At 69.1% G+C, this 18,295-nt stretch carries 22 protein-coding genes; 7 read left to right on the forward strand and 15 right to left on the reverse strand.

Translation table 11 applies throughout. From position 1 onward, the window contains the following. Window positions 1–391: 391 nt before the first annotated feature. Window positions 392–1,369, reverse strand: a complete 978-nt coding sequence (locus PV682_RS35810; protein ID WP_319735928.1) for a tetratricopeptide repeat protein — start codon at window positions 1,367–1,369, stop codon at window positions 392–394. 407 nt (window positions 1,370–1,776) lie between these two features. On the opposite strand from PV682_RS35810, the gene PV682_RS35815 reads away from it, so the two are divergent. Continuing rightward, a complete protein-coding gene (locus tag PV682_RS35815) occupies window positions 1,777–2,403 on the forward strand; it encodes a TetR/AcrR family transcriptional regulator (RefSeq protein WP_319735929.1) in 627 nt (208 codons plus the stop codon). A gap of 24 nt (window positions 2,404–2,427) precedes the next feature. Here the strand turns inward: PV682_RS35815 and PV682_RS35820 are convergent, their stop codons facing one another. Together PV682_RS35820 and PV682_RS35825 are read right to left on the reverse strand one after the other, a co-directional pair. Further along, window positions 2,428–2,766 (reverse strand): DUF3817 domain-containing protein, encoded by a 339-nt coding sequence (locus tag PV682_RS35820; protein ID WP_319735930.1) that lies wholly within the window; start codon window positions 2,764–2,766, stop codon window positions 2,428–2,430. A gap of 127 nt (window positions 2,767–2,893) precedes the next feature. After that, entirely contained in the window at window positions 2,894–3,403 is a 510-nt protein-coding gene (locus tag PV682_RS35825) for a MarR family winged helix-turn-helix transcriptional regulator (protein ID WP_319735931.1), read from the reverse strand. 182 nt (window positions 3,404–3,585) lie between these two features. Here PV682_RS35825 and PV682_RS35830 point away from each other — a divergent pair, with 182 nt between their 5' ends. Next, the gene (locus PV682_RS35830; protein ID WP_319735932.1) at window positions 3,586–4,581 is read left to right on the forward strand and encodes a glycoside hydrolase family 6 protein; all 996 of its coding nucleotides are present in this window, start codon (window positions 3,586–3,588) and stop codon (window positions 4,579–4,581) included. A gap of 22 nt (window positions 4,582–4,603) precedes the next feature. On the opposite strand, the gene glxA is transcribed toward PV682_RS35830, so the two are convergent. The 7 genes from glxA to PV682_RS35865 form a co-directional block, all read right to left on the reverse strand. Continuing rightward, window positions 4,604–6,553 (reverse strand): radical copper oxidase GlxA, encoded by a 1,950-nt coding sequence (gene glxA, locus PV682_RS35835; protein ID WP_319735933.1) that lies wholly within the window; start codon window positions 6,551–6,553, stop codon window positions 4,604–4,606. A gap of 2 nt (window positions 6,554–6,555) precedes the next feature. Beyond that, the gene (locus PV682_RS35840) at window positions 6,556–8,322 is read right to left on the reverse strand and encodes a glycosyltransferase family 2 protein (RefSeq protein ID WP_319735980.1); all 1,767 of its coding nucleotides are present in this window, start codon (window positions 8,320–8,322) and stop codon (window positions 6,556–6,558) included. Window positions 8,323–8,565: 243 nt separating this feature from the next. After that, window positions 8,566–8,913: a hypothetical protein gene (locus PV682_RS35845; RefSeq protein ID WP_319735935.1), complete on the reverse strand. Its 348-nt coding sequence runs from the start codon at window positions 8,911–8,913 to the stop codon at window positions 8,566–8,568. 27 nt (window positions 8,914–8,940) lie between these two features. Next, the gene (locus PV682_RS35850; protein ID WP_319735936.1) at window positions 8,941–9,840 is read right to left on the reverse strand and encodes a radical SAM protein; all 900 of its coding nucleotides are present in this window, start codon (window positions 9,838–9,840) and stop codon (window positions 8,941–8,943) included. Between the two features lie 179 nt (window positions 9,841–10,019). Continuing rightward, complete coding sequence (locus tag PV682_RS35855; protein WP_055721997.1) at window positions 10,020–10,211, reverse strand: hypothetical protein; 192 nt, start codon at window positions 10,209–10,211, stop codon at window positions 10,020–10,022. Further along, window positions 10,198–10,428 (reverse strand): hypothetical protein, encoded by a 231-nt coding sequence (locus tag PV682_RS35860; RefSeq protein ID WP_319735937.1) that lies wholly within the window; start codon window positions 10,426–10,428, stop codon window positions 10,198–10,200. Before PV682_RS35860 ends, PV682_RS35855 begins: the two co-directional genes overlap by 14 nt. Continuing rightward, complete coding sequence (locus PV682_RS35865; protein WP_319735938.1) at window positions 10,425–10,664, reverse strand: hypothetical protein; 240 nt, start codon at window positions 10,662–10,664, stop codon at window positions 10,425–10,427. Before PV682_RS35865 ends, PV682_RS35860 begins: the two co-directional genes overlap by 4 nt. 224 nt (window positions 10,665–10,888) lie before the next feature. Between PV682_RS35865 and PV682_RS35870 the strand changes: the two genes are divergently transcribed. Beyond that, complete coding sequence (locus PV682_RS35870; RefSeq protein WP_319735939.1) at window positions 10,889–12,235, forward strand: tetratricopeptide repeat protein; 1,347 nt, start codon at window positions 10,889–10,891, stop codon at window positions 12,233–12,235. A 21-nt stretch (window positions 12,236–12,256) separates the two neighbouring features. On the opposite strand, the gene PV682_RS35875 is transcribed toward PV682_RS35870, so the two are convergent. Genes PV682_RS35875 through PV682_RS35885 form a run of 3 tightly spaced genes read right to left on the reverse strand, consistent with a single transcriptional unit; the run spans window position 12,257 to window position 14,315 of the window. Continuing rightward, window positions 12,257–12,901: a TetR/AcrR family transcriptional regulator gene (locus PV682_RS35875; RefSeq protein WP_319735940.1), complete on the reverse strand. Its 645-nt coding sequence runs from the start codon at window positions 12,899–12,901 to the stop codon at window positions 12,257–12,259. Beyond that, window positions 12,898–13,578 (reverse strand): DUF4166 domain-containing protein, encoded by a 681-nt coding sequence (locus PV682_RS35880; protein WP_319735942.1) that lies wholly within the window; start codon window positions 13,576–13,578, stop codon window positions 12,898–12,900. The genes PV682_RS35875 and PV682_RS35880 overlap by 4 nt, the downstream gene beginning before the upstream one ends. Continuing rightward, complete coding sequence (locus PV682_RS35885) at window positions 13,575–14,315, reverse strand: hypothetical protein (protein WP_319735944.1); 741 nt, start codon at window positions 14,313–14,315, stop codon at window positions 13,575–13,577. Before PV682_RS35885 ends, PV682_RS35880 begins: the two co-directional genes overlap by 4 nt. Before the next feature lie 174 nt (window positions 14,316–14,489). Between PV682_RS35885 and PV682_RS35890 the strand changes: the two genes are divergently transcribed. Further along, entirely contained in the window at window positions 14,490–15,242 is a 753-nt protein-coding gene (locus PV682_RS35890) for a matrixin family metalloprotease (RefSeq protein WP_319735946.1), read from the forward strand. A gap of 95 nt (window positions 15,243–15,337) precedes the next feature. On the opposite strand, the gene PV682_RS35895 is transcribed toward PV682_RS35890, so the two are convergent. Both PV682_RS35895 and PV682_RS35900 read right to left on the reverse strand, forming a co-directional pair. After that, on the reverse strand, window positions 15,338–15,631 hold the full coding sequence (locus tag PV682_RS35895) for an MTH1187 family thiamine-binding protein (protein ID WP_010353257.1): 294 nt from the start codon (window positions 15,629–15,631) through the stop codon (window positions 15,338–15,340). Continuing rightward, window positions 15,628–15,972 (reverse strand): DUF3817 domain-containing protein, encoded by a 345-nt coding sequence (locus PV682_RS35900; protein ID WP_055719466.1) that lies wholly within the window; start codon window positions 15,970–15,972, stop codon window positions 15,628–15,630. Before PV682_RS35900 ends, PV682_RS35895 begins: the two co-directional genes overlap by 4 nt. A gap of 209 nt (window positions 15,973–16,181) precedes the next feature. On the opposite strand from PV682_RS35900, the gene PV682_RS35905 reads away from it, so the two are divergent. The 3 genes from PV682_RS35905 to PV682_RS35915 are packed head-to-tail and all read left to right on the forward strand — an operon-like array spanning window position 16,182 to window position 18,261. Next, the gene (locus tag PV682_RS35905) at window positions 16,182–16,814 is read left to right on the forward strand and encodes an AIM24 family protein (RefSeq protein ID WP_319735981.1); all 633 of its coding nucleotides are present in this window, start codon (window positions 16,182–16,184) and stop codon (window positions 16,812–16,814) included. Then, window positions 16,814–17,464: an AIM24 family protein gene (locus PV682_RS35910; protein ID WP_055719467.1), complete on the forward strand. Its 651-nt coding sequence runs from the start codon at window positions 16,814–16,816 to the stop codon at window positions 17,462–17,464. The genes PV682_RS35905 and PV682_RS35910 overlap by 1 nt, the downstream gene beginning before the upstream one ends. Continuing rightward, complete coding sequence (locus PV682_RS35915; protein WP_319735948.1) at window positions 17,461–18,261, forward strand: AIM24 family protein; 801 nt, start codon at window positions 17,461–17,463, stop codon at window positions 18,259–18,261. The genes PV682_RS35910 and PV682_RS35915 overlap by 4 nt, the downstream gene beginning before the upstream one ends. The last annotated feature ends 34 nt before the right edge of the window (window positions 18,262–18,295 follow it).

Raw genomic sequence — 18,295 nt, forward strand, 5'->3', positions numbered from 1 at the left:
CTGCCCTCAAGAGCCGGCGACGTCGCCGTCGGCTCTGCCCGGTGGGGACCCATCAGGCCCGTGTCCCGACCGGCTGCCGGGGAACGGGAATGGACCGAGCGTCGCCGATCGTGGTGCATTCTCGCCGCCCGCACAAGGGGGTTCGTTACTGGCTAGTAACGGCCGGATAACCGTCCGACGACCCACAGGTCTCGACCGGCGACCGAGCGCGACATCCTTGCCCAGGACAAATCGCGTGACAGTGGGACAGAGTCCGGCAGACCAACAGTCCCGACTTACTGGAAGTAACAGCGGCCACGTTTACCAAGATTTGGCAAAGCGTGGCCGCAAAAGCGTCCAGCCGACCGAACTTTCACTCCGGCCCCTCGGTACCGGCGGGTTTAGCGACTGGTCAGAACAGCGCGCGGGCCAGCGCGCGCCGCGCCCCCGCGACCCGGGGGTCGTCGGGGCCGATCACCTCGAAGAGTTCGAGCAGCCGGACCCGTACGGCGTCCCGATCGTCACCGACCGTGCGCCGGACCGTCTCGATGAGCCGCCCGAACGCGTCGTCGACGTGACCGCCCACCAGATCCAGGTCGGCGGCGGCGAGCTGGGCCGCCGCGTCGCCCGGCTTCTCGGCCGCGTCCCGGCGGACGGCCTGCGGGTCGAGGCCCTGGACACGCTGGAGCAACTCGGCCTGCGCGAGCCCGAGTTTCGCCTCCTCGTTGCCCGGGTCGTCGGCCAGCACGTTCTGGTACGCCCGTACGGCGCCGCCCAGGTCCCCGGCGTCCAGCGCCTCGACGGCGGCGGCGAGCAGACCGTCGTACGGCCCCGCCGGGGCCTCCACCGGCGTCGCGGGGGCCGCGCCGGGCTCCGCGTCCGGGTCGACCGACAGGCCCGTGATGCCGAAGCGCTCCTCGGCGACCTGGACCAACTGGTCGAGGGTCTGGCGGATCTGCGTCTCGGGGGCGGCACCCTGGAAGAGGGGGAGCGCCTGGCCCGCCACCACGGCGAAGACGGCCGGGATGCCCTGGATGCCGAACTGCTGCATCAGCATCTGGTTGGCGTCGACGTCGATCTTGGCGAGCAGGATCCTGCCGTCGTACTCGACCGCGAGGCGCTCCAGGACCGGGCTGAGCTGCTTGCAGGGCTGGCACCACTCGGCCCAGAAGTCGATGACGACCGCGACCTCGGCGGACCGCTGGATGACCTGGCTCTCGAACCCGGCCTCGTCGACGTCGATCACGAGGTCGGCCGGGGAGATCGCCCCCGCGCCGCCCTGGCGGGCCGTTTCGGCGCGCGCCTGCTCCGCCTTCGCCTTGGCCTCCTGGGCCGCCTTCACCGCGGCGAGGTCGACGACTCCGCTCATGGACATGTTCCGTGGCTGCATGCGTCTATCCTCCCCCGAGCCGGCGCCTGTGCGAAAAGCGGTCCGTGAGCCTTGTCGCGCCGGGGGCGCGTTTGCCCCGGCGGGTTCGCGGGCAAGCGCCCACCGGTCCCGGAACCGCCGTAGATGCCGAAAGCCCGAGCGGTCCGCCGTACGCCGCCGGGTCCCCACCCCGCGTGCCGTCCGGACCTCCGGTCCCGCACCGCTCGCGTACGTCCGTCGCGTGCCGTGCCGGGGCCCTGCCGAGCTTTCGCTACGACCCGTAGCGTAATGCGCGCCGTGCGCCTCGCGGGAGTCCTTCCCGGTGATCTCCCTCACGACTCCACAATCTTCGCCTGGGCCGTTCACAGGGCTCCACCGAATTACGGCGCGGGGGCCGGGCGCCCGGAACCGGCCGCTATGGTCGTCCGATGCAGAGCCGCAGCCCCGCCCCCCGCCCGGGCCGTCCGCGCAGCGCCACCGCGGACGCCGCGATCCTGGCCGCGACGCGGGAGGCCCTGGTGGACCTGGGCTGGTCCAAACTCACGCTGGGGGACGTCGCCACCCGGGCCGGCGTCGCGAAAACCACCCTCTACCGCCGCTGGACCGGCAAGAACGAACTCGTCGTCGACGCCGTCGCCGAACTCTTCGACGAACTCCGCCTGCCCGACCGGGGCAGCCTCACGGCGGACCTCGAAGGGGTGGTCCTCCAGTTCGCGGCGATCCTGGCGCGGCCGGAGGCCAAGAGCGGGCTGATGGCCGTCGTCGCGGAATCCACCCGGGACGAGGCGCTGCGCGCCCGGATCCGCGGGTCCATCGTCGACCGGCAGAAACGCCTCGTCCTGGAGGGCCGGGCCCGCGCCCAGGCGCGCGGCGAGATCCCTCGCGAGCCCGACAGCGAGCACGCCACGGACACGGCCGACCTCATCTTCGACGTCGTCGCCGGAGCGGTCGTCCACCGCACCCTGGTCAGCGCGGAGCCGGTGAACGAGGCGTGGGTCCAGAGCTTCGCCCGCCTGCTGCTGGGCGGACTGCCCGCGGCGGCGGAAGGGGGGTGACCGGGGCGCGCGGGCGCCCCGCGGTCACACCTTGGCGGCGGCCGGCGCCCCCTCGGTCAGCTTGGCCTCCAGTTCGTGGCTGACCTTGCGCTCGACGAAGAACGCCGCCGTGGGGATGGTGCCGGCGAGCAGGACCCACAGCTGCTTCTTGACCGGCCACTTCGCCTTGGAGCCGAGGTCGAAGGCGAAGACGAGGTAGATGATGTAGAGCCAGCCGTGCGCGATCCCGACGACCGACGTGAAGCCGTCCGCGCCGTCCATCTCGAACACGTACTTGCCGATGACACCGAGGGTCAGCAGGACCAGCAGGACACCGGTGACGTAGGCCATGACGCGGTAGCGGACCAGCACAGATTTTTTCATGCGAACGAGCCTAACCGGGCCACCAACCCCCGCAGCGGCGGGGACCAACGCAGGCCGTCACGCGGTAGCGGGTCGGCACGCGGAACACCCCCGCGTCTGCGGGGACACGCGCTCTGGCACGAAAACCCTACTCCTCCTCGAAGTCCCCCGAAGCCACCCGCAGCGGTCTCAGCATCGCGAAGATCTCCGCGCACTCCTCCGCGTCGTAGACGCCGAGGCCGAAGTCCATCGCCATGAGGTCGCGGGTGGCGGTGTCGACGACTTCGCGGCCCTTGTCCGTGATGGACGCGAGGGTGCCGCGGCCGTCGTTGGGGTTGGGGCGTTTGGCGACGAGGCCGGACTTCACCAGGCGGTCGACCGTGTTGGTGACCGAGGTGGGGTGGACCATGAGGCGTTCGCCGATCTTGGACATGGGGAGTTCGCCGGCTCTGGAGAAGTTCAGCAGGACCAGGGCCTCGTAGCGCGCGAACGTCAACCCGTACGGTTTCACCACCGCGTCGACCTCGGCCAGCAGGATCTGCTGGGCCCGCATGATCGAGGTGATCGCGGCCATGGACGGCACGCTCCCCCACCGCTGCTTCCAGAGCTCGTCCGCGCGGGCGATGGGGTCGAAGGGGAGACTGAGGGGCTTCGGCACGGCATCAGACCCTACCCGCCGGTCACATTCCGGTCAGCCACGTCTCACGCACCGGGCCGGGGACAGCGCCGGGAACCGCTTCCTGAGCGATGTTCCCCGGACGGGCGGCGGTTCGGCTTGGTGGGTCACCTTTTACGCGTTATGCAACGAGGGTCCCCCACCCCCCGTTCGCAGGGAGCGGCATGTCCCGTCCAGCCCACGCACTCGTCGCCCTCGTCGCCCTCGCCCTCCTCTCGCCCACCGCCGCCTGCTCCTCCTCCCCCGCGGCCGAGGAGGCGTCGGTGGTGAAACCCCCGGGGCGCGCCGCCGGGAAGAACCCCTTCTGGGTGGACCCCGACAGCAACGCCGCCCGGCAGATCCAGCTGTGGCGGCGCGAGGGCCGCGCCTCGGACGCGGAGCTGCTGCGCAGGATCGCCGACCAGCCCGCAGCCCTGTGGCCGGCCGGCGAGATCGACCCCGGCCCGGCGGTGACCGCGGCGACGACCGCGGCGGCCCGCGACGGCCGTACGGCGCTGTTCGTCGCGTACGACATCCCCCACCGCGACTGCGGCCAGCACTCGGCGGGCGGCGCGGCGGACGGCGGCGCCTACCTCGCGTGGATCGGCAGGTTCGCGTCGGCGATCGGGGACGCGAAGGCGCTGGTGGTCCTGGAGCCGGACGCGGTCGCGCACATCGTGGACGGGTGTACGCCGGGTGAGTACCACGACGAGCGCGAGCAGTTGCTGGCGGCGGCGATCACGCGGCTGAAGCGACAGCCCGGTACGAAGGTGTACTTGGACGCCGGCAACCCCTCCTGGATCCGCGAGCCCGGGAAGCTGGTCGAGCCGCTGAAGCGGTCCGGCGTCGACGCGGCCGACGGCTTCGCCCTGAACGTCTCCAACTTCCAGCCGGACGACGCGGTCAAGCGCTACGGCCTCGACCTGTCCGCCCGGCTCGGCGGAAAACACTTCGTGATCGACACCAGCCGCAACGGCAACGGCCCGCTCCCGGGGGTGTGGTGCAACCCTCCGGGGCGGGCCCTGGGCACCCGGCCGACCACCGAAACCGGGGAACCCGCTCTGGATGCCTACCTGTGGATCAAGCGGCCGGGTGAGTCGGACGGCACGTGCGAGGGCGGCCCGGACGCGGGCCAGTGGTGGCCGGCGTACGCGCTGGAACTGGCGCGCAACTCGAAGTGACGCAACTCGCGGTGGAGGGCGCTCACTTGACCTGGATCCACTTCGCCTCCGACGGTGTCCCCGCCGCGTCCGTCGCGAACAGCATGTACCAGCCGGGCGGCACCAGCGCCGGGTCGTCCGGGACGGTGAACGTGACGGCCCGCCCCTCCTTCGTCAACTCCAGCGCGATGGACCGCTGTTCGACGTCGGTGGTGTGGGTGACGGCGCTGGGCCGCATCAGCCGGGCGGAGACGATCCGCTCGGGGTGGTCGGTGCGGTAGGTGACCTTGCGGTCGTCGGGCAGCAGCCCGGGGCCGTCGTCGAGGACGGGCCGGTCCTTGCCGTTCTTGTGCAGCGCGGGCGGCGTGAAGACCTCCATGCGCTGCTCGAAGTGCCCGAGTTTCGTGTTCTGTTGATCGTCGTAGAGGGGGTCGGAGCCGAAGGTGGCGACCCGCCCGTCGGGCAGCAGCAGGGCCTCGGAGTGGTAGTTGCGGCCGACGACGGGTTCGGCGGCCTCCCGGAAGACGTTGCCCTTGGGGTCGTAGAACTGCGCCTTGAGGATGTTGCTGGCGCTGCGCCCCCGGTAGTCGGAGGAGCCGTTGGAGGTGAAGACGGTGTCGTCCGGCATGATGACGCTGTTCAAGTACCGGGTCCCTTGGGGCAAGTTGGGCCCGTCCTTGAAAGAGGGGTTGTCCTCCTTCAGGTCCACCACGGCCGTCCGGGACGTCGACTTCTTCGACTCCCCCACTCCCCCGCCGCCGAGGATCATCACCTTCTGGTCCTGCGCCGGAGGCAGCAGCACGGACGCCGAAGTCTCCGTGGCGTCCGCGTCCTTGAGCCCCGGCACCTTCTGGAACGTGTTGGTCCTCAGGTCCCAGATCCCCGGCTCGCGCCCCTGGTCGGCGGGCCCGTACCCGGCGTTGGAGGCGGGGTAGAACAGCTTCCCGCCCTTGGTGAGGAACAGCGCCGGATAGGTGGGGAAGTACCGCTTGGGCCCCGGCGTCCACTTCTTGGTGCGCGGGTCGTAGATCTCGTTGTCCCCGGGGTCGACCACGCCGACGTCGTCGAGCCCGGAGACCGCGAGGACGCGCCCGTCGTCGAGCCCGACGAGGGTCGGGTACCAGCGGGCCTTGGCCATCGGGTCGACGGGGACGTACCGCTCGGCGACGGGGTCGAACTCGTAGGCGGCGCGGATGCCTTGGAAGTCCTGCTTGTCGAGGGTGATCTTCTCGCTGAGCCCGTACGTGTTGTCGGCGTCCTTGCCGGTGAGCCCGACAATCTCGTACTGGGCGCGCTTCTCGGTGACGGACATGGGCCCGCTCTCGGCGGCCTCGACGAAGACGCGGACCTCGCTCGCGGTGACCCGCGTCTGCCAGGGCTGCATGACGCCGCGCCGGTTGTAGGTCACCTTGAAGTCGCGTTTGGCCTTGGGCACGGTGACGTCGAACTTGCTGACGTACTCGACGCCGGACGGCGAGCGGAAGCGGGTGCCCTTCTTGAGGACCATGGGTTTGTCGGGGTTCTCGTTCTTGACGCGCATCCCGCCGGCGGCCCGCTGGACCTCGCCGTCGAGGAGTTCGTAGCGGGCCGTGCCGCCCGCCACCAGGAGCCGCCCGTCGGGGAGTTGGGCGTGTCCGGAGCAGAAGAAGTCCTCCGGGGTGGGGATCTTCTTGAAGGTGTTCGCCTTCGGGTCCCACAGCACCGTGTCGAAGGACCCGGCGTCGAACTTCTTCTGCTCGTTGCCGGACCCGGCGACGATGAGGACCTTCCCGGTGTGCAGCAGCGCCGCGTGGATCGCGTTGGTGCGGTACTGCTCGGGGATGTCGACCTGGGCCCAACTGCCGTACTTGGCCCGGTACTCGGGCTGGGCGATCCGGTACGCGTGGTACTGCTCGCCGACGAAGTCCAGCGCGGCGGGCGCGTTCAGGCTCGCGAGGATGGCGACGCCGCCGATGCCCAGGACGGTCTTCTTGGTCTTCTGCGGGAGGGCCATGGCTAGTTGCCTCCTGTCGGGGTGCCGGAGACGGGGGCGAGGGCGGGTTCGACGGCGGGTGCCTCTACCACCAGAGAGCTACGGGTACGGGGCCGGGCGAGCCGGTGCCGCACCCCCGTGCCGATCCACACCGCGAGCGGCGCCAGGGAGATCGCCGTCGCGAGGACCGCCCAGGTGCGCATGGCGACGTGGGTGTGGCCGAGGACGGCGGAGGCGGCGAGGGACGCGATGAGGACGGCCGCCCAGAAGAGGTGGATACGGAACGTCATGAGCCGGTCGGCGCTGACGCCGGCGCCCTTCGGGGTGACGACGAACCGGCTGGGGCGGCGCAGCAGGGCCGCGCCGAAGGACTTGAGGTAGATCGGCGCGGACAGGGCCGACATGCCCATCCCGGCGAGCCCGCCGGAGCCCTCGGGTTCGTGCGGGGAGACGTTGTGGCGCCGGTTCCAGAGGTAGAGGCCGATCTGGAGGGCGGCGGCGTCGCTGTACAGCATCAGCCACACGGACGCGGCGACCTGGGTGCCGGACGCGCCGAACCACAGGAACAGCACGCAACTCACCATGCCGAGCAGCCAGTTGACGGCCGTCATCGGGTAGTAGACCAGCATCATCGTGTACGAGAACAGCCTTCCTGGAGGCATCGTGAACGGCGCCTTCCAGTACTGCTTGAACAGCGTCTCGTAGGTCCCGCGCGACCACCGCAGCTGCTGCGTGAAGAAGTCCGTCCAGGACGCGGGGCCCTCGCCGACGGCCAGCACGTCCGGCGTGTACACCGACCGCCACTTGCGCCCGGTCGCCGGGTTGCGCCGCCGGTGCAGTTCGAACCCGGTCGCCATGTCCTCGGTGATCGAGTCGTACAGCCCGCCGATCTGCTTCACGGCCGCGATCCGTACGACGTTGTTGGTGCCGACGAACATCGGCGCCCGGTAGCGGTTGCCCGCGCGCTGGATCAGGGCGTGGAAGAGGAACTGCTGCGACTCGGCGGCCTTCGTCACCGGATGGTGGTAGTTCCCGTACACCTGGGGTCCTACGACGAACGCGACGTCCGGGTCCCGGAAGTAGCCCATCATCCGTTCGAGGTAGTCCGGGTGGGGTACGTGGTCGGTGTCGACGGAGGCGAAGAAGTCGTACTCGTCGCCGTGCGCGGCGATCCAGGCGTTGTAGTTGCCGTGCTTGGTCCGCGCCTTGTGCACCCCCTTGGCCCGGTTCCACTCCGGGACACCCTTGCGGCTGAAGTGCCGCACCCCCAGCTCCGCGCAGAGCGCCTTGGCCTGCCCGTCGTCCCCCTCGTCGAGAAGCCACACGTCCAGCGGCCCCCGGTGGTGGATCCGTACGGCGCCCTCAAGGGTCGCCCGCACCATCGCGAGGGGCTCACGACCGGGGACGTACGTCGTCAGGAACGCGACGCGCGTACCACTCTCGGGTATGACGGGTACGGGGTCCCGGGCGACCAGCGTCGCGTGCGCGACGGACGCCACGTTGACGACCATGAACAGCTCGATCAGCCCGATGGCTATGAGCATCGCGATGTCGAGGTGGACCATCCACGCGTCGCCCCCCTCGCGCTCCACCCAGTGGCTGGGCCACACGAGGTACACGAGCAGCAGCGCCGTCAGCACCGGCGCGAGGCTCATCAGCAGGACGGCGCGTATTCGGTGGGGCTCGCGGGAGAGCAGCGATATGTACTGCACCCGGTACGACGCGGCCGGCTCCGTGAGCGGCCCGGCCAGCCTGCTGTGGGTGTCGTAGTCGTAGCCCTCAGGCCGCACAACGCCCTCCAAGGGGTGGGAGTGGTCGAGGCCCGAGGGGGTAAGCCGACGAGCCAATACCCACACAAAAATGGACATACCGGACACTGTCGAACGGGGTGGGGCCAGGCGGGTGGGACTTTCGTCCAACGGTGGGACTTTCGCCGGACGGGGGGTTATCTGCGCGTCGCAGGCGCACGCGGAAAGCCCCGTCCGTACGCCGTGAAGAGACGTACGGACGGGGCCGTGGCCGGGGTGCGTCGATCAGGACGAGACGGTTTCCGAGCCGTCGTGGGCTCGCAGCTCGGCCAGCCTCCGTTGATACAGCGGGCCGGCCGCGTGCGCGCCGCGAGCTTCACTCGGCGTGTACTGCTCGATCAGGTGGTGTGCCACAGCCTTGAGATGCGCCGACCACGCCAGTACGTGTTGCTGAGCGGGCCGACCGCACTCCTGAGGCTCACCGGGAAGGCAGAGCGGAAGTGCCGGGCTCAGCTTGTTCGCCGCGTGCCGGACATAGCGAGCGATCATCGCCCACTCTTCTTCGGTCCTCTGTACGGCGGTGCTGTTGCTCTCCCAGCCCCACGGCCCGAAGTCGTCTCCGTGGTCGTCCATGTGCGCGCTCCTGATCATCGCGGCGAACTAAAACGGCGTGCCGAGCGTAGCCGGGTTGTCGGCCTCGCTGGGGTCGCAGTGACCCACGGACGGTGGGCACGGGCCGCAAGGGCCGCACATGGGCAGGAACTGAGGGGGCGTGCACGACTGTGCCCCGTTGCCCAGGACAGCGCGAATGTCCGCCAGTACCTCTCCCATGCGAAGACCACCCCAGATTTCGGACAGGGGCGATTCCCGGACGTTCCCGATGGTCAGGAAGCGCCCGAGAACGCAGGGCCACACGTTGCCGTCCGGACCGATCGCGCACTTCTCGTGAGCACAGTGGCCGCAGAGATCAGCGATGTTCGGCGCCGCTCCGCTGCTTCCCCGGCCAAAGGCGCGGATACGGTCTGCGCCGACCTGTTCGACTCCGATACTCAACAGATCCTGTGTCGCTTCGAACGCGCGCTGTCCGCTGTGCACGGCGACGACTCCACCTCGGACCGGAACACCGAGACTCAGCGCCTTTTCGATGTTGGCCCGGGTACGCCTGTGAGAGCCTCGGAGGTTGGTCACGGCGTCGTGCTTCTCGGCGCTGTCGGAGTAGTACGAGGTGGCGATTTTCACCCCGCACTCGCGGATCACGTTCCACAGTTCAGCGCGGATGTGGGTCATGTTCGAGAAGATCTCGACGGACAGGCCGGACGCGTGCGCGTGCCGGATCAGCGCGGGAAGGTACGGATACAAGGCCGGTTCCCCACCGATGAACTGAACGTCACACGTACCGATTTCGGAGAGTTCCGAGATGACGCGCACCCAGTCCTTCACGGTCATGGTTCCGCGCGTTCCCTTGGGACCGCTGTCCGCGTAGCAGTGGTCACAGAGTTCATTGCAGAGCCCTGTCACCTCTAACCACGCGAATTTGAGCGGGTTTTCGGCAACTTTCATCCCATCCTCCTTACGGGTTGGGTTCGATCGGAGAAGACCCCGCCCGTTGGTCTCGGGGTACGGACACAGCGGGCGGGGCCGATTGAGGGTGGATCAGGCGGCGAACCGGGCGACGGCCCACGCCACGACGAGGGTCCACACGGCCGCAGCGAGAACAACCACGACGGTGCACACGGCCCTCATGCGAGTTCCAGCGCGGACGGTCGCGCGTTCCACTCGATACCACCGCGTTCGGGCCGTACCCATGCCATGAGAATCGGCTTCTGATACGCAGGAAGCTGGTTCTCGTCCACGTCCTCGCAGATGGCCATGAGGACGCCGGTACGTACGCCGTCCGTGACGGTCTTCCCGATGTGCTCAGCGGTCACCATGAGCCGCCTCCCGCTCGCAGTCGGGACAGTTCTCGTAGGGGCAGGGGGTGAAGGTCGGCGTGGGGAGTTCGATCTCACCGGTCTGAACGTTTCGGACACCGCCGTACTCGGTCCGCCAGTCCGTCAAGGGTGACGCGTCGACTTCTTCCGTGCCGTCCAGGAGCTGAACCAGCGCGGGAGGTCCGAGCGCACTCACGCGGGCGTTGGGCCATGTCACGGGGTCACCTCGCTGTGCGCCTCCGCCGCGTGCCGCTTCCACAACACGGCCGCGTCGCTGGCGGCCGAGGGGTCGTAGTCCTTGCTCGGCTCGCCGTTCTCCGTCTTCCGGACCATGCGCCTGAACCACTCGTCGACGTACGCCTTGCAGCCGTCACAGTCGCCGATGATCTCGGGCGTGATGAACGGCTCCCAGGGGTACTGCTGTTCGGGCTTTTCGCTTGTACCGTTGGGCACTGTCGTCAACCTCCAGCCGGTTGGTGGCCACGCCCCCGGACGCTCGAACGTCGCGGGGGTCCCCCATCTCCTCCGCCCCACAAAGTGGTGATGTGGGCTATCGGTGCGACGGGTGGTCAGTTCTCGCTCTAGGCAACCGACTTGCTACGCAGAGCGGTACCGTTGTGACAGCGGGTGTTTTTAAGAGTTTTAAGCACCCAGCCGGCCGGAGGAGTTGAGCGCAGGTGAAGACACCGGAACCGAACGTGAAGCTGGAACGGCTCTACCGCGAGACCGGCTGGACGTTGCGTCAGCTCGCCCAAGAGGTGAACCGCATCGGGACCGAACGGCGAACACCCATGAAGTACCGGGAACCGTCCGTACACCAGTGGCTCAAAGGCCACCTGCCGAGGGAAGCCGCCCGCCCTCTGATCCTGGAAGCTCTGGCACGGAGGCTCCGCCGCCCGATCACACACAGCGAAGCAGGTTTCCCGCCCCCTTCAGGGAAATCAAACATCCATCCAAGCACCGTGGACGGGTTGCTTGATCTAGGAAAAGCAGACATGGACCCGTCACGCCGCAGCATTATAGGTGCGGGCCTATTTTCCGTCGCGCTCGCTGTCCCTAATTGGAGGGACGTCGTAGGCCGCATGGAAGCAATTCAGTCCGGGAAAATGCAACGCATCGGCACCTCTGAAGTAGATTCCGTAATCGCCATGACGGACCGCCTTTCAGAGCTCGACGATGAATTTGGAGGTCGTTACGCACGACCTCTGGCCGCCGCCTTCCTGGTCAACATCGTCGCCCCGTACTTGAAAGCAGACGCATCCGCTGAAGTTCGCAGAGAAATGATGGCATCCGCATCATTCTTGTGCTACCTCACCGGCTGGATGGCTGTCGACGAGGGGTCGCATGGAAGTGCCCAGCAGTACTACGTGAAGGGCCTAGAACTCGCCGGCGCAAGCGACGACCACTTGACTTACTGCCACATCCTCCGGGGGATGTCCGTCCAGTCTGTCGACTTGGGACACGGCCCAACAGCGGTGACTTGGGCCAATGCGGCCAGTGAAGCATCCCCCACAGCCGGGCCAAGGATGAAAGCTTTCATGGCCGGGCAGCAGGCTCATTCCTACGCTGCCGCAGGCGATCGGCACAACGCGCTCCAAAGCATCCGGGAAACCGAAGCCGCCATGAGTAAGGCGGAAAGCAGGCATCAAACTTTCGGTGGATACAGTGCCGCCACATTGGCATATCACACCGCGCAGGTCAGGTATGCGCTAGGGGATGTGGCCGGAAGCGTTGACCATCTCCAGCTTCACTTCCGCTTGCGAGAGCCAGCGAACGAATCCACTCGCAGCGGGATGCGATTCAGCGGGATGCTGGCCGAACGCCAACTGGAGATGGGATACCTGGATGAAGCCTGTGCCACATGGAATAAAGTACTGGATGGCTATCCCGCGATTCAATCCGGACAGGTCGACAAACACGTCAAAGAAATGTTCCGACTAATCCGGCCACACCTCAAGAACAATACCGCGCGGGAGCTTTACGAGCGGGCTCGGCTAGTCGCACCTAACGCGCTTGCGACCTAAAAGCGAACCCGCCCCGCCAACTCACCGCTCCTGCCTGGAAGTCCGCCGCAAATACTGCCGCACGGCCCGCTGGGAGATCGGCCCCAGCTCCTCCAACGCCCCCACGAGCAGCCCGAGTTGCTCCAGTGCGGCCAGCGCCGAACCGGCCCCCTCCGCGTCGACCCCCTCGTACAGCTCGATCCCCACGAACGAAGCGGCGACGGCCCGAGCCAGCCCCGCAGGGTCCGTGAAGTCGCCGACCGGCGTCCCCCCGAGGACTCGCCGCAGCACCTTCTCGATCTCGGTGATCCACAGGTCGAGGCCCGCGGCGGTGGCCGGCCCGAGCGCGGGGTGTGTCTGCGCGCCCGCGAGGAGTTGTCCCAGCCGGGCGACGTGCCCGAAGCCTTGCTCGGCGGCGTGGATCTCCCGCCCCAGCGCGAGGAGTCCGGACAGCGACTCCACCTCCTCGAACCGCTCCCGGTACCGGGAGACGGACTGCTCGGCCCCGTAGAGGCACGCCGCCGCGAGGAGTTCGTCGACCGACCCGAAGTGATAGAAGACCAGCGCCTGATTGACCCCGGCGGTCGCGGCGACGGACCGCGCGGACGTCTTCGCGATCCCCTGCTCCGTGAGCGTCCGCAGCGCCCCTTCCAGCAGCTTGACCCGGGTCTCCCGCGAAGGACTCACGCGCGCACTTCCTCTCTCACCGGCCGCAGCCCGGCCCGTACCCCGCAGTCTCGTACGTCGCTGTACGAGGCCCGGAACCACCCCTCGTACCCGAAGAGCGGCCCGAACCACCGGTTGACGACGCGGACTTGGATGCGGAAGACCCCGCAGGCGTCGTCGTACGACTCGCGGACCTCCGCGTCGGCGCCGATGAGTTCGGGCACCCGGACGTCCAACGGCCCTTCCCGGAAGCGGTGTTGGCCGGAGCGGATGAGGAGGGAGCCGTCGGGTTCGGCGTGGAGGCGGAGGTCGGTGGCGAGGTGCTGGTGGGTGCCGAGGTAGTCGAGGATCGTGCCGTGGGAGCCGAGCACCATCTGCGCGTCGAACCGGTGTTGACGCGAGGGGAAGCTGAACGTCCGTACGAACGTGACGGTTTCACGGCCGTAGGAGTCGAGGTAGGGGACGTTCTCGATGACGAACGGGATGTCGTGGCCCGTGCGGGGGACGAGGATGTTGCGGGTCGTGCCGAGCGCGAGGAACGGCTTCACGAACGCGGGCCCGTGCCAGATGCGGGACATGACGCCCCGCCCCGTGCACGCCTCGCCGCTCGCGAGGCCCACGGAGAAGCGGCGGCGCAGCTCGGGGTGGAGGCGGGAGAACGCGGCGTCCCCCATGGCCGTACGGAAGATGGAGGTCATCGCGGGGTCTCCAGGGCGCGCAGCAGACGGGGGGTACGCGCGCGTTCGGGTGCGCGGCGGACGCAGCGGCGGGCGGCGGGGACGCAGGGCAGGGGCGCCTTGAAGAGGGCCAGGCAGGCGGCGACCAGGAGGAGTTGGGGGATGAGGAAGAGCAGCGGCGGGGTGTAGTGGGTGAGCGGGCCGAGACCGATGCCGGTACCGGCGGCCACCAACACGACGGCCCGGACGGCGAGTTCGGCGATCCAGTTGCGCAGCGCGCGTTCCGGGGTGATTCCCTTCTCCAGCCACAGCCGGAGCCGGTCGAACGACCAGGCCGTCGCCCACACCATCAGCGGGCGGAAGAGGACACGGTCCGCGCACCGGCCCGCCCACCCCCAGCGCGGCCGGTAGTCGTACCCCGTGAGGAACCGCACGCCGTCCCCCTCCGGGACGTAACGCCAGTACCCGCTGCCCTCCTTGAGGAGCGACAGCGGATGCGGGGAGGCGAACCGCAGCGCCGACGTCCGTGTGCCGTCCGGGCGTTCGCGTTCTCCGGCGGCGACTCCCGTGCCGGAGACCGTGACGAACGGCAGGACGCGGGTGGCGTACCGGAAGCGCTGCGGGTCGCCCTCCGCGCGCGGAAGGTAGTCGATTTCGGTGAACCGGAGGTCCCAGCGCTGATGCTGGGACGGGGTCTGTGTACGGGTCCACAGGTCGTCCATGTCGGCGCGTATGTGCGCCTCTATGTAGAGCCCCATCGGTAATCCCCCAGGTGGAGACGGACTTTGAGCACTCGCTCAAAGTCTCTGCGCGTGACGGTACACCTGTTTGAGCGAGTGCTCAACGCCGGTTTCCGGGTGAACGGGCCGGTACATGGACGCGGTTAGGCTCTGCCGCGTTCGTCACGAGGCCGGATCAGGGGAGGCGTCGCAGTGCTGGGGCTGCTGGGCAGGGTGGGGGCGGTGGTCGTGCTGCTGGGGTCGCTGGTGGCGAGCCGTCCGGCGGAGGGGGCCGTGGGATACGAGCGCGAGGCGACGGAGGGGGTGGGGGTGGCGGAACCGGCGGCCGGCTCCGCGCGGGCCGCCTGCGCGGACACCGCGTACGCGACCGCCGGACACAAGGAGTACGGGACGTACCTCTGGCACGTCGGCGACGGTCCGATGCCGGGCGGGCTGTCGCGGGACGAGGCGCGCAAGGTGTTCGACGAGGCGATCTCGGCGATCACCGGGGCGCGCAACGACTGCGGGCTCAGCGGTGGGGCCGGGCCCCGGGCGCGGTACCTGTCCGCGACCGGCCGGGAGGCCGGCATCGACCGGGCGGGGCGCTGCGCCTCGCGGGACGGGGTGAGCGTGTGGGACGCCGGTGAGCTGCCCGAGGACGTCGTCGCCGTCACGTGCTCGTGGGCCGTGACGATGCCGGACGGCGGGCCGAACGACCTGATCGAGGCGGACGTCCGCTTCAACACGCGCCACCACCGCTTCACGGACACGCCGGGCGCGCGGTGCGCCGACGCGTACGACGTGCGGGCCGTCGGCACCCACGAGGCGGGGCACGTCTTCGGGCTGGGGCATGTGGGGGCGGGGCACGAGAACCTGACGATGTACACGAACTCGTTCGCGTGCTCGACGCGGGCGCGGAGCCTGGGGCGGGGAGACGTGCTGGGGCTGCGGGCCCTGTACCGGTGAGGTACGCCTTGCGGGCTGCCGGCGGGTGCGGCTGGTCGCACCCGCCGGCAGCCCGAGGCGCTCGGGCACCCCGTCCGGCAGATCCGGGCGTACGTCTAGCCCGCGAGGTGGCGTTCCACCGTCTCCACCTTGGACGTCAGCCCGTCCGTGACCCCGGGGCGGATGTCCGCCTTGAGGACGAGGGAGACGCGGGGCGCGCGTTCCTCGACGGCGGCGACGGCTCGCTTGACGACGTCCATGACCTCGTCCCACTCGCCCTCGATGGACGTGAACATGGCGTCGGTGCGGTTGGGGAGGCCGGACTCGCGGACGATGCGGACCGCGTCGGCGACGTACTCGCCGACGTCCTCACCGACACCGAGCGGCGTGACGGAGAAGGCGACGATCATGCGCTCACGGCACCTTCCTGGCGGGCGCGGGAGGCGATCACCGCGTCCTCGGCCTCACGGCGCAGCTTGCGCTCGGCGAAGAAGCCGCCGAGGGGCAGGACGGAGAGGACGAAGTAGAGGAGGCCCGTCTTGAGGGGCCACTTCGTGCGGTTCCAGGCGTCGGCCCAGAAGATCACGTAGAGGATGAAGAGCACGCCGTGGACCATGCCCATGACCGGCACCGCGTTGAAGTCGGTGGTCCGCTTGAGGACGGAGCACACGAGCAGGAGGAGGAAGGAGATGGCCTCGGGGGCGGAGACCAGGCGGAGGCGGCGGAGGGCGGAGGCTGTCTTCAGGTCCACGGGGTCACCTTAAGAAGGGGTCGTCACGGTGCTGAGCTGGCGGTTTGCGTCGCACACCTGCCGCGCGCCTTGTGAACGCACGCACAAGCGTTCGTCCATTGTGGCAAACGCCCCGCCTCAGGGTTCTCTCAGGGTGGAGATCCACCCGATATCCACCCGTGGGCCCTGGTCTCTCCACCCCCCGGCCGGATACCTTCGGCGTCGTGGCGATGTTCCGACTGCAAGGCAGCAAGGTGCTGGCCGTAGAGATGACCGGCGACGGCGTGAAGGCCAAGAACGGCTCGATGGTCGCGTACGACGGACAGATGGCGTTCAAGAAGCTCTCGGGGGGCGGTGAGGGTCTGCGCGGGATGGTGACCCGGCGGCTGACCGGCGAGCAGATGACGGTGATGGAGGTGAAGGGGCACGGCATCTGCTGGTTCGCGGACCGCGCCTCGGAGATCAACCTCGTAGCCCTCCAGGGGGACAAGCTGTACGTCGAGTCGAGCAACCTGCTCGCGACGGACGCGGGCCTCAGGACGGGGACGACGTTCACGGGCCTGCGCGGCGCCTCGCAGGGCAACGGCCTGTTCACGACGACCGTCGAGGGCCACGGCCAGGCGGCGATCACGTCGGACGGCCCGGCGGTCGTCCTGCGGGTCACTCCCCAGTACCCCCTGACCGTCGACCCGGGGGCGTACGTCGCGCACCAGGGCAACCTCCGCCAGTCCTTCCAGGCGGGGGTGACGTTCCGCACGTTCATGGGCGAGGGCGGCGGCGAGGCCTTCCAGATCCGCTTCGAGGGCGACGGCCTGGTGTACGTCCAGCCCAGCGAGCGGAACACGATCGCGGGGGACGTGTGATGACCTTCCGAGAGCTCAACTCCAAGATGGTCGAGGCGACGATCGCGCCGGGCCAGCGCCTGTTCAGCCAGCGGGGCGCGATGCTCGCCTACAAGGGCGAGGTGTCGTTCACGCCGAACATCCAGGGCGGCCAGGGCGGCGTCATGTCGATGCTCGGCCGCAGGCTGGCGAACGAGGACACCCCGCTGATGACGGTGGAGGGCAGCGGCACGGTCCTGTTCGGGCACGGCGGCCACCACGTCCAGGTGATCAACCTCGCAGGCGACACGCTGTACGTGGAGGCGGACCGTCTGCTCGCCTTCGAGGGCACGCTCCAGCAGGGGACGATGTTCCTCGGCTCCCAGGGCGGCGTCATGGGCATGGTGCGGGGCCAGGTCAGCGGCCAGGGCCTGTTCACGACCACCCTGAAGGGGCACGGCGCGGTGGCGGTGATGGCGCACGGCGGCGTCTTCGAGGTGCCGATCACTCCGCAGCGCCCGGTCCACGTGGACCCCCAGGCGTACGTCGCGCACCACGGCGACGTACGCAACAAACTCTCGACCGCCCTCGGCTGGCGGGACATGGTCGGCCGGGGCTCCGGCGAGGCCTTCCAGCTCGAACTGAGCGGCAACGGCGCGGTGTACGTCCAGGCATCCGAGGAGAAGCTGTGAACCACTACGCGGGCGCGGGCCCGGTGGTCTACGACCCGATGTCGCTGCCGGTGGACGACAACGTCAACGCGTACACCTTCTGCGTGGAGCTGAAGGGGAGCCAGTGGTTCCTCCAGAAGGGGAAGATGATCGCCTACTACGGGTCGATCGACTTCAACGGCATCGGGCACGGCCGCCTCGACCGCCTGGTGCGGACGTCGTTCCATTCGCCTCTGCACGCGAGCGACTGGGTGGTGGCGGAGGGATCGGGCAAGATGCTCCTCGCGGACCGGGCCTTCGACGTCAACTCGTACGACCTCGAAGACGGCAACCTGACCATTCGCTCCGGCAACCTCCTCGCGTTTCAGCCAAGTTTGGCGCTCAAGCAGTCGATCGTGCCGGGGTTCCTGACGCTGATCGGGACGGGCAAGTTCGTCGCCGCGTCCAACGGTCCGGTGGTGTTCATGGAGCCGCCGATCCGGGTCGACCCGCAGGCGCTGGTCGGCTGGGCGGACTGCCCCTCGCCGTGCCACCACTACGACCACGGCTACATGACGGGCCTGTTGGGCGGTCTACGTGCGATGACGGGCCTGGGCGGCGCCTCGGGCGAGGAGCACCAGTTCGAGTTCGTGGGCGCCGGGACGGTCCTGCTCCAGTCCTCCGAGGCGCTCATGGCCGAGCAGGCGACGGGCGTCGTGCCGTCCGAGCCGGGCGTCCCGGGCGGCGGGGCGCACCCCGGGCAGGGGCACGGCGGGCAGCAGGGCACACAGCGCCTTCCCGGACAGCTCGGTGATCTCCAGCGTCGCTTCGGGCTGTGAGCGGTAACCTGCGGAGTGTGACGTCGAACGGGTG

It is taken from the genome of Streptomyces niveiscabiei (assembly GCF_033794345.1).
Taxonomy (GTDB): domain Bacteria; phylum Actinomycetota; class Actinomycetes; order Streptomycetales; family Streptomycetaceae; genus Streptomyces; species Streptomyces niveiscabiei.

Coding starts and splice junctions, on each gene's coding strand:
- PV682_RS35810 (WP_319735928.1), bottom strand. CDS start 1,369: ATGCAGCCACGGAACATGTCCATGAGCGGAGTCGTCGACCTCGCCGCG.
- PV682_RS35815 (WP_319735929.1), top strand. CDS start 1,777: ATGCAGAGCCGCAGCCCCGCCCCCCGCCCGGGCCGTCCGCGCAGCGCC.
- PV682_RS35820 (WP_319735930.1), bottom strand. CDS start 2,766: ATGAAAAAATCTGTGCTGGTCCGCTACCGCGTCATGGCCTACGTCACC.
- PV682_RS35830 (WP_319735932.1), top strand. CDS start 3,586: ATGTCCCGTCCAGCCCACGCACTCGTCGCCCTCGTCGCCCTCGCCCTC.
- glxA (WP_319735933.1), bottom strand. CDS start 6,553: ATGGCCCTCCCGCAGAAGACCAAGAAGACCGTCCTGGGCATCGGCGGC.
- PV682_RS35845 (WP_319735935.1), bottom strand. CDS start 8,913: ATGGACGACCACGGAGACGACTTCGGGCCGTGGGGCTGGGAGAGCAAC.
- PV682_RS35850 (WP_319735936.1), bottom strand. CDS start 9,840: ATGAAAGTTGCCGAAAACCCGCTCAAATTCGCGTGGTTAGAGGTGACA.
- PV682_RS35855 (WP_055721997.1), bottom strand. CDS start 10,211: ATGGTGACCGCTGAGCACATCGGGAAGACCGTCACGGACGGCGTACGT.
- PV682_RS35880 (WP_319735942.1), bottom strand. CDS start 13,578: ATGACCTCCATCTTCCGTACGGCCATGGGGGACGCCGCGTTCTCCCGC.
- PV682_RS35885 (WP_319735944.1), bottom strand. CDS start 14,315: ATGGGGCTCTACATAGAGGCGCACATACGCGCCGACATGGACGACCTG.
- PV682_RS35895 (WP_010353257.1), bottom strand. CDS start 15,631: ATGATCGTCGCCTTCTCCGTCACGCCGCTCGGTGTCGGTGAGGACGTC.
- PV682_RS35905 (WP_319735981.1), top strand. CDS start 16,182: ATGTTCCGACTGCAAGGCAGCAAGGTGCTGGCCGTAGAGATGACCGGC.
- PV682_RS35910 (WP_055719467.1), top strand. CDS start 16,814: ATGACCTTCCGAGAGCTCAACTCCAAGATGGTCGAGGCGACGATCGCG.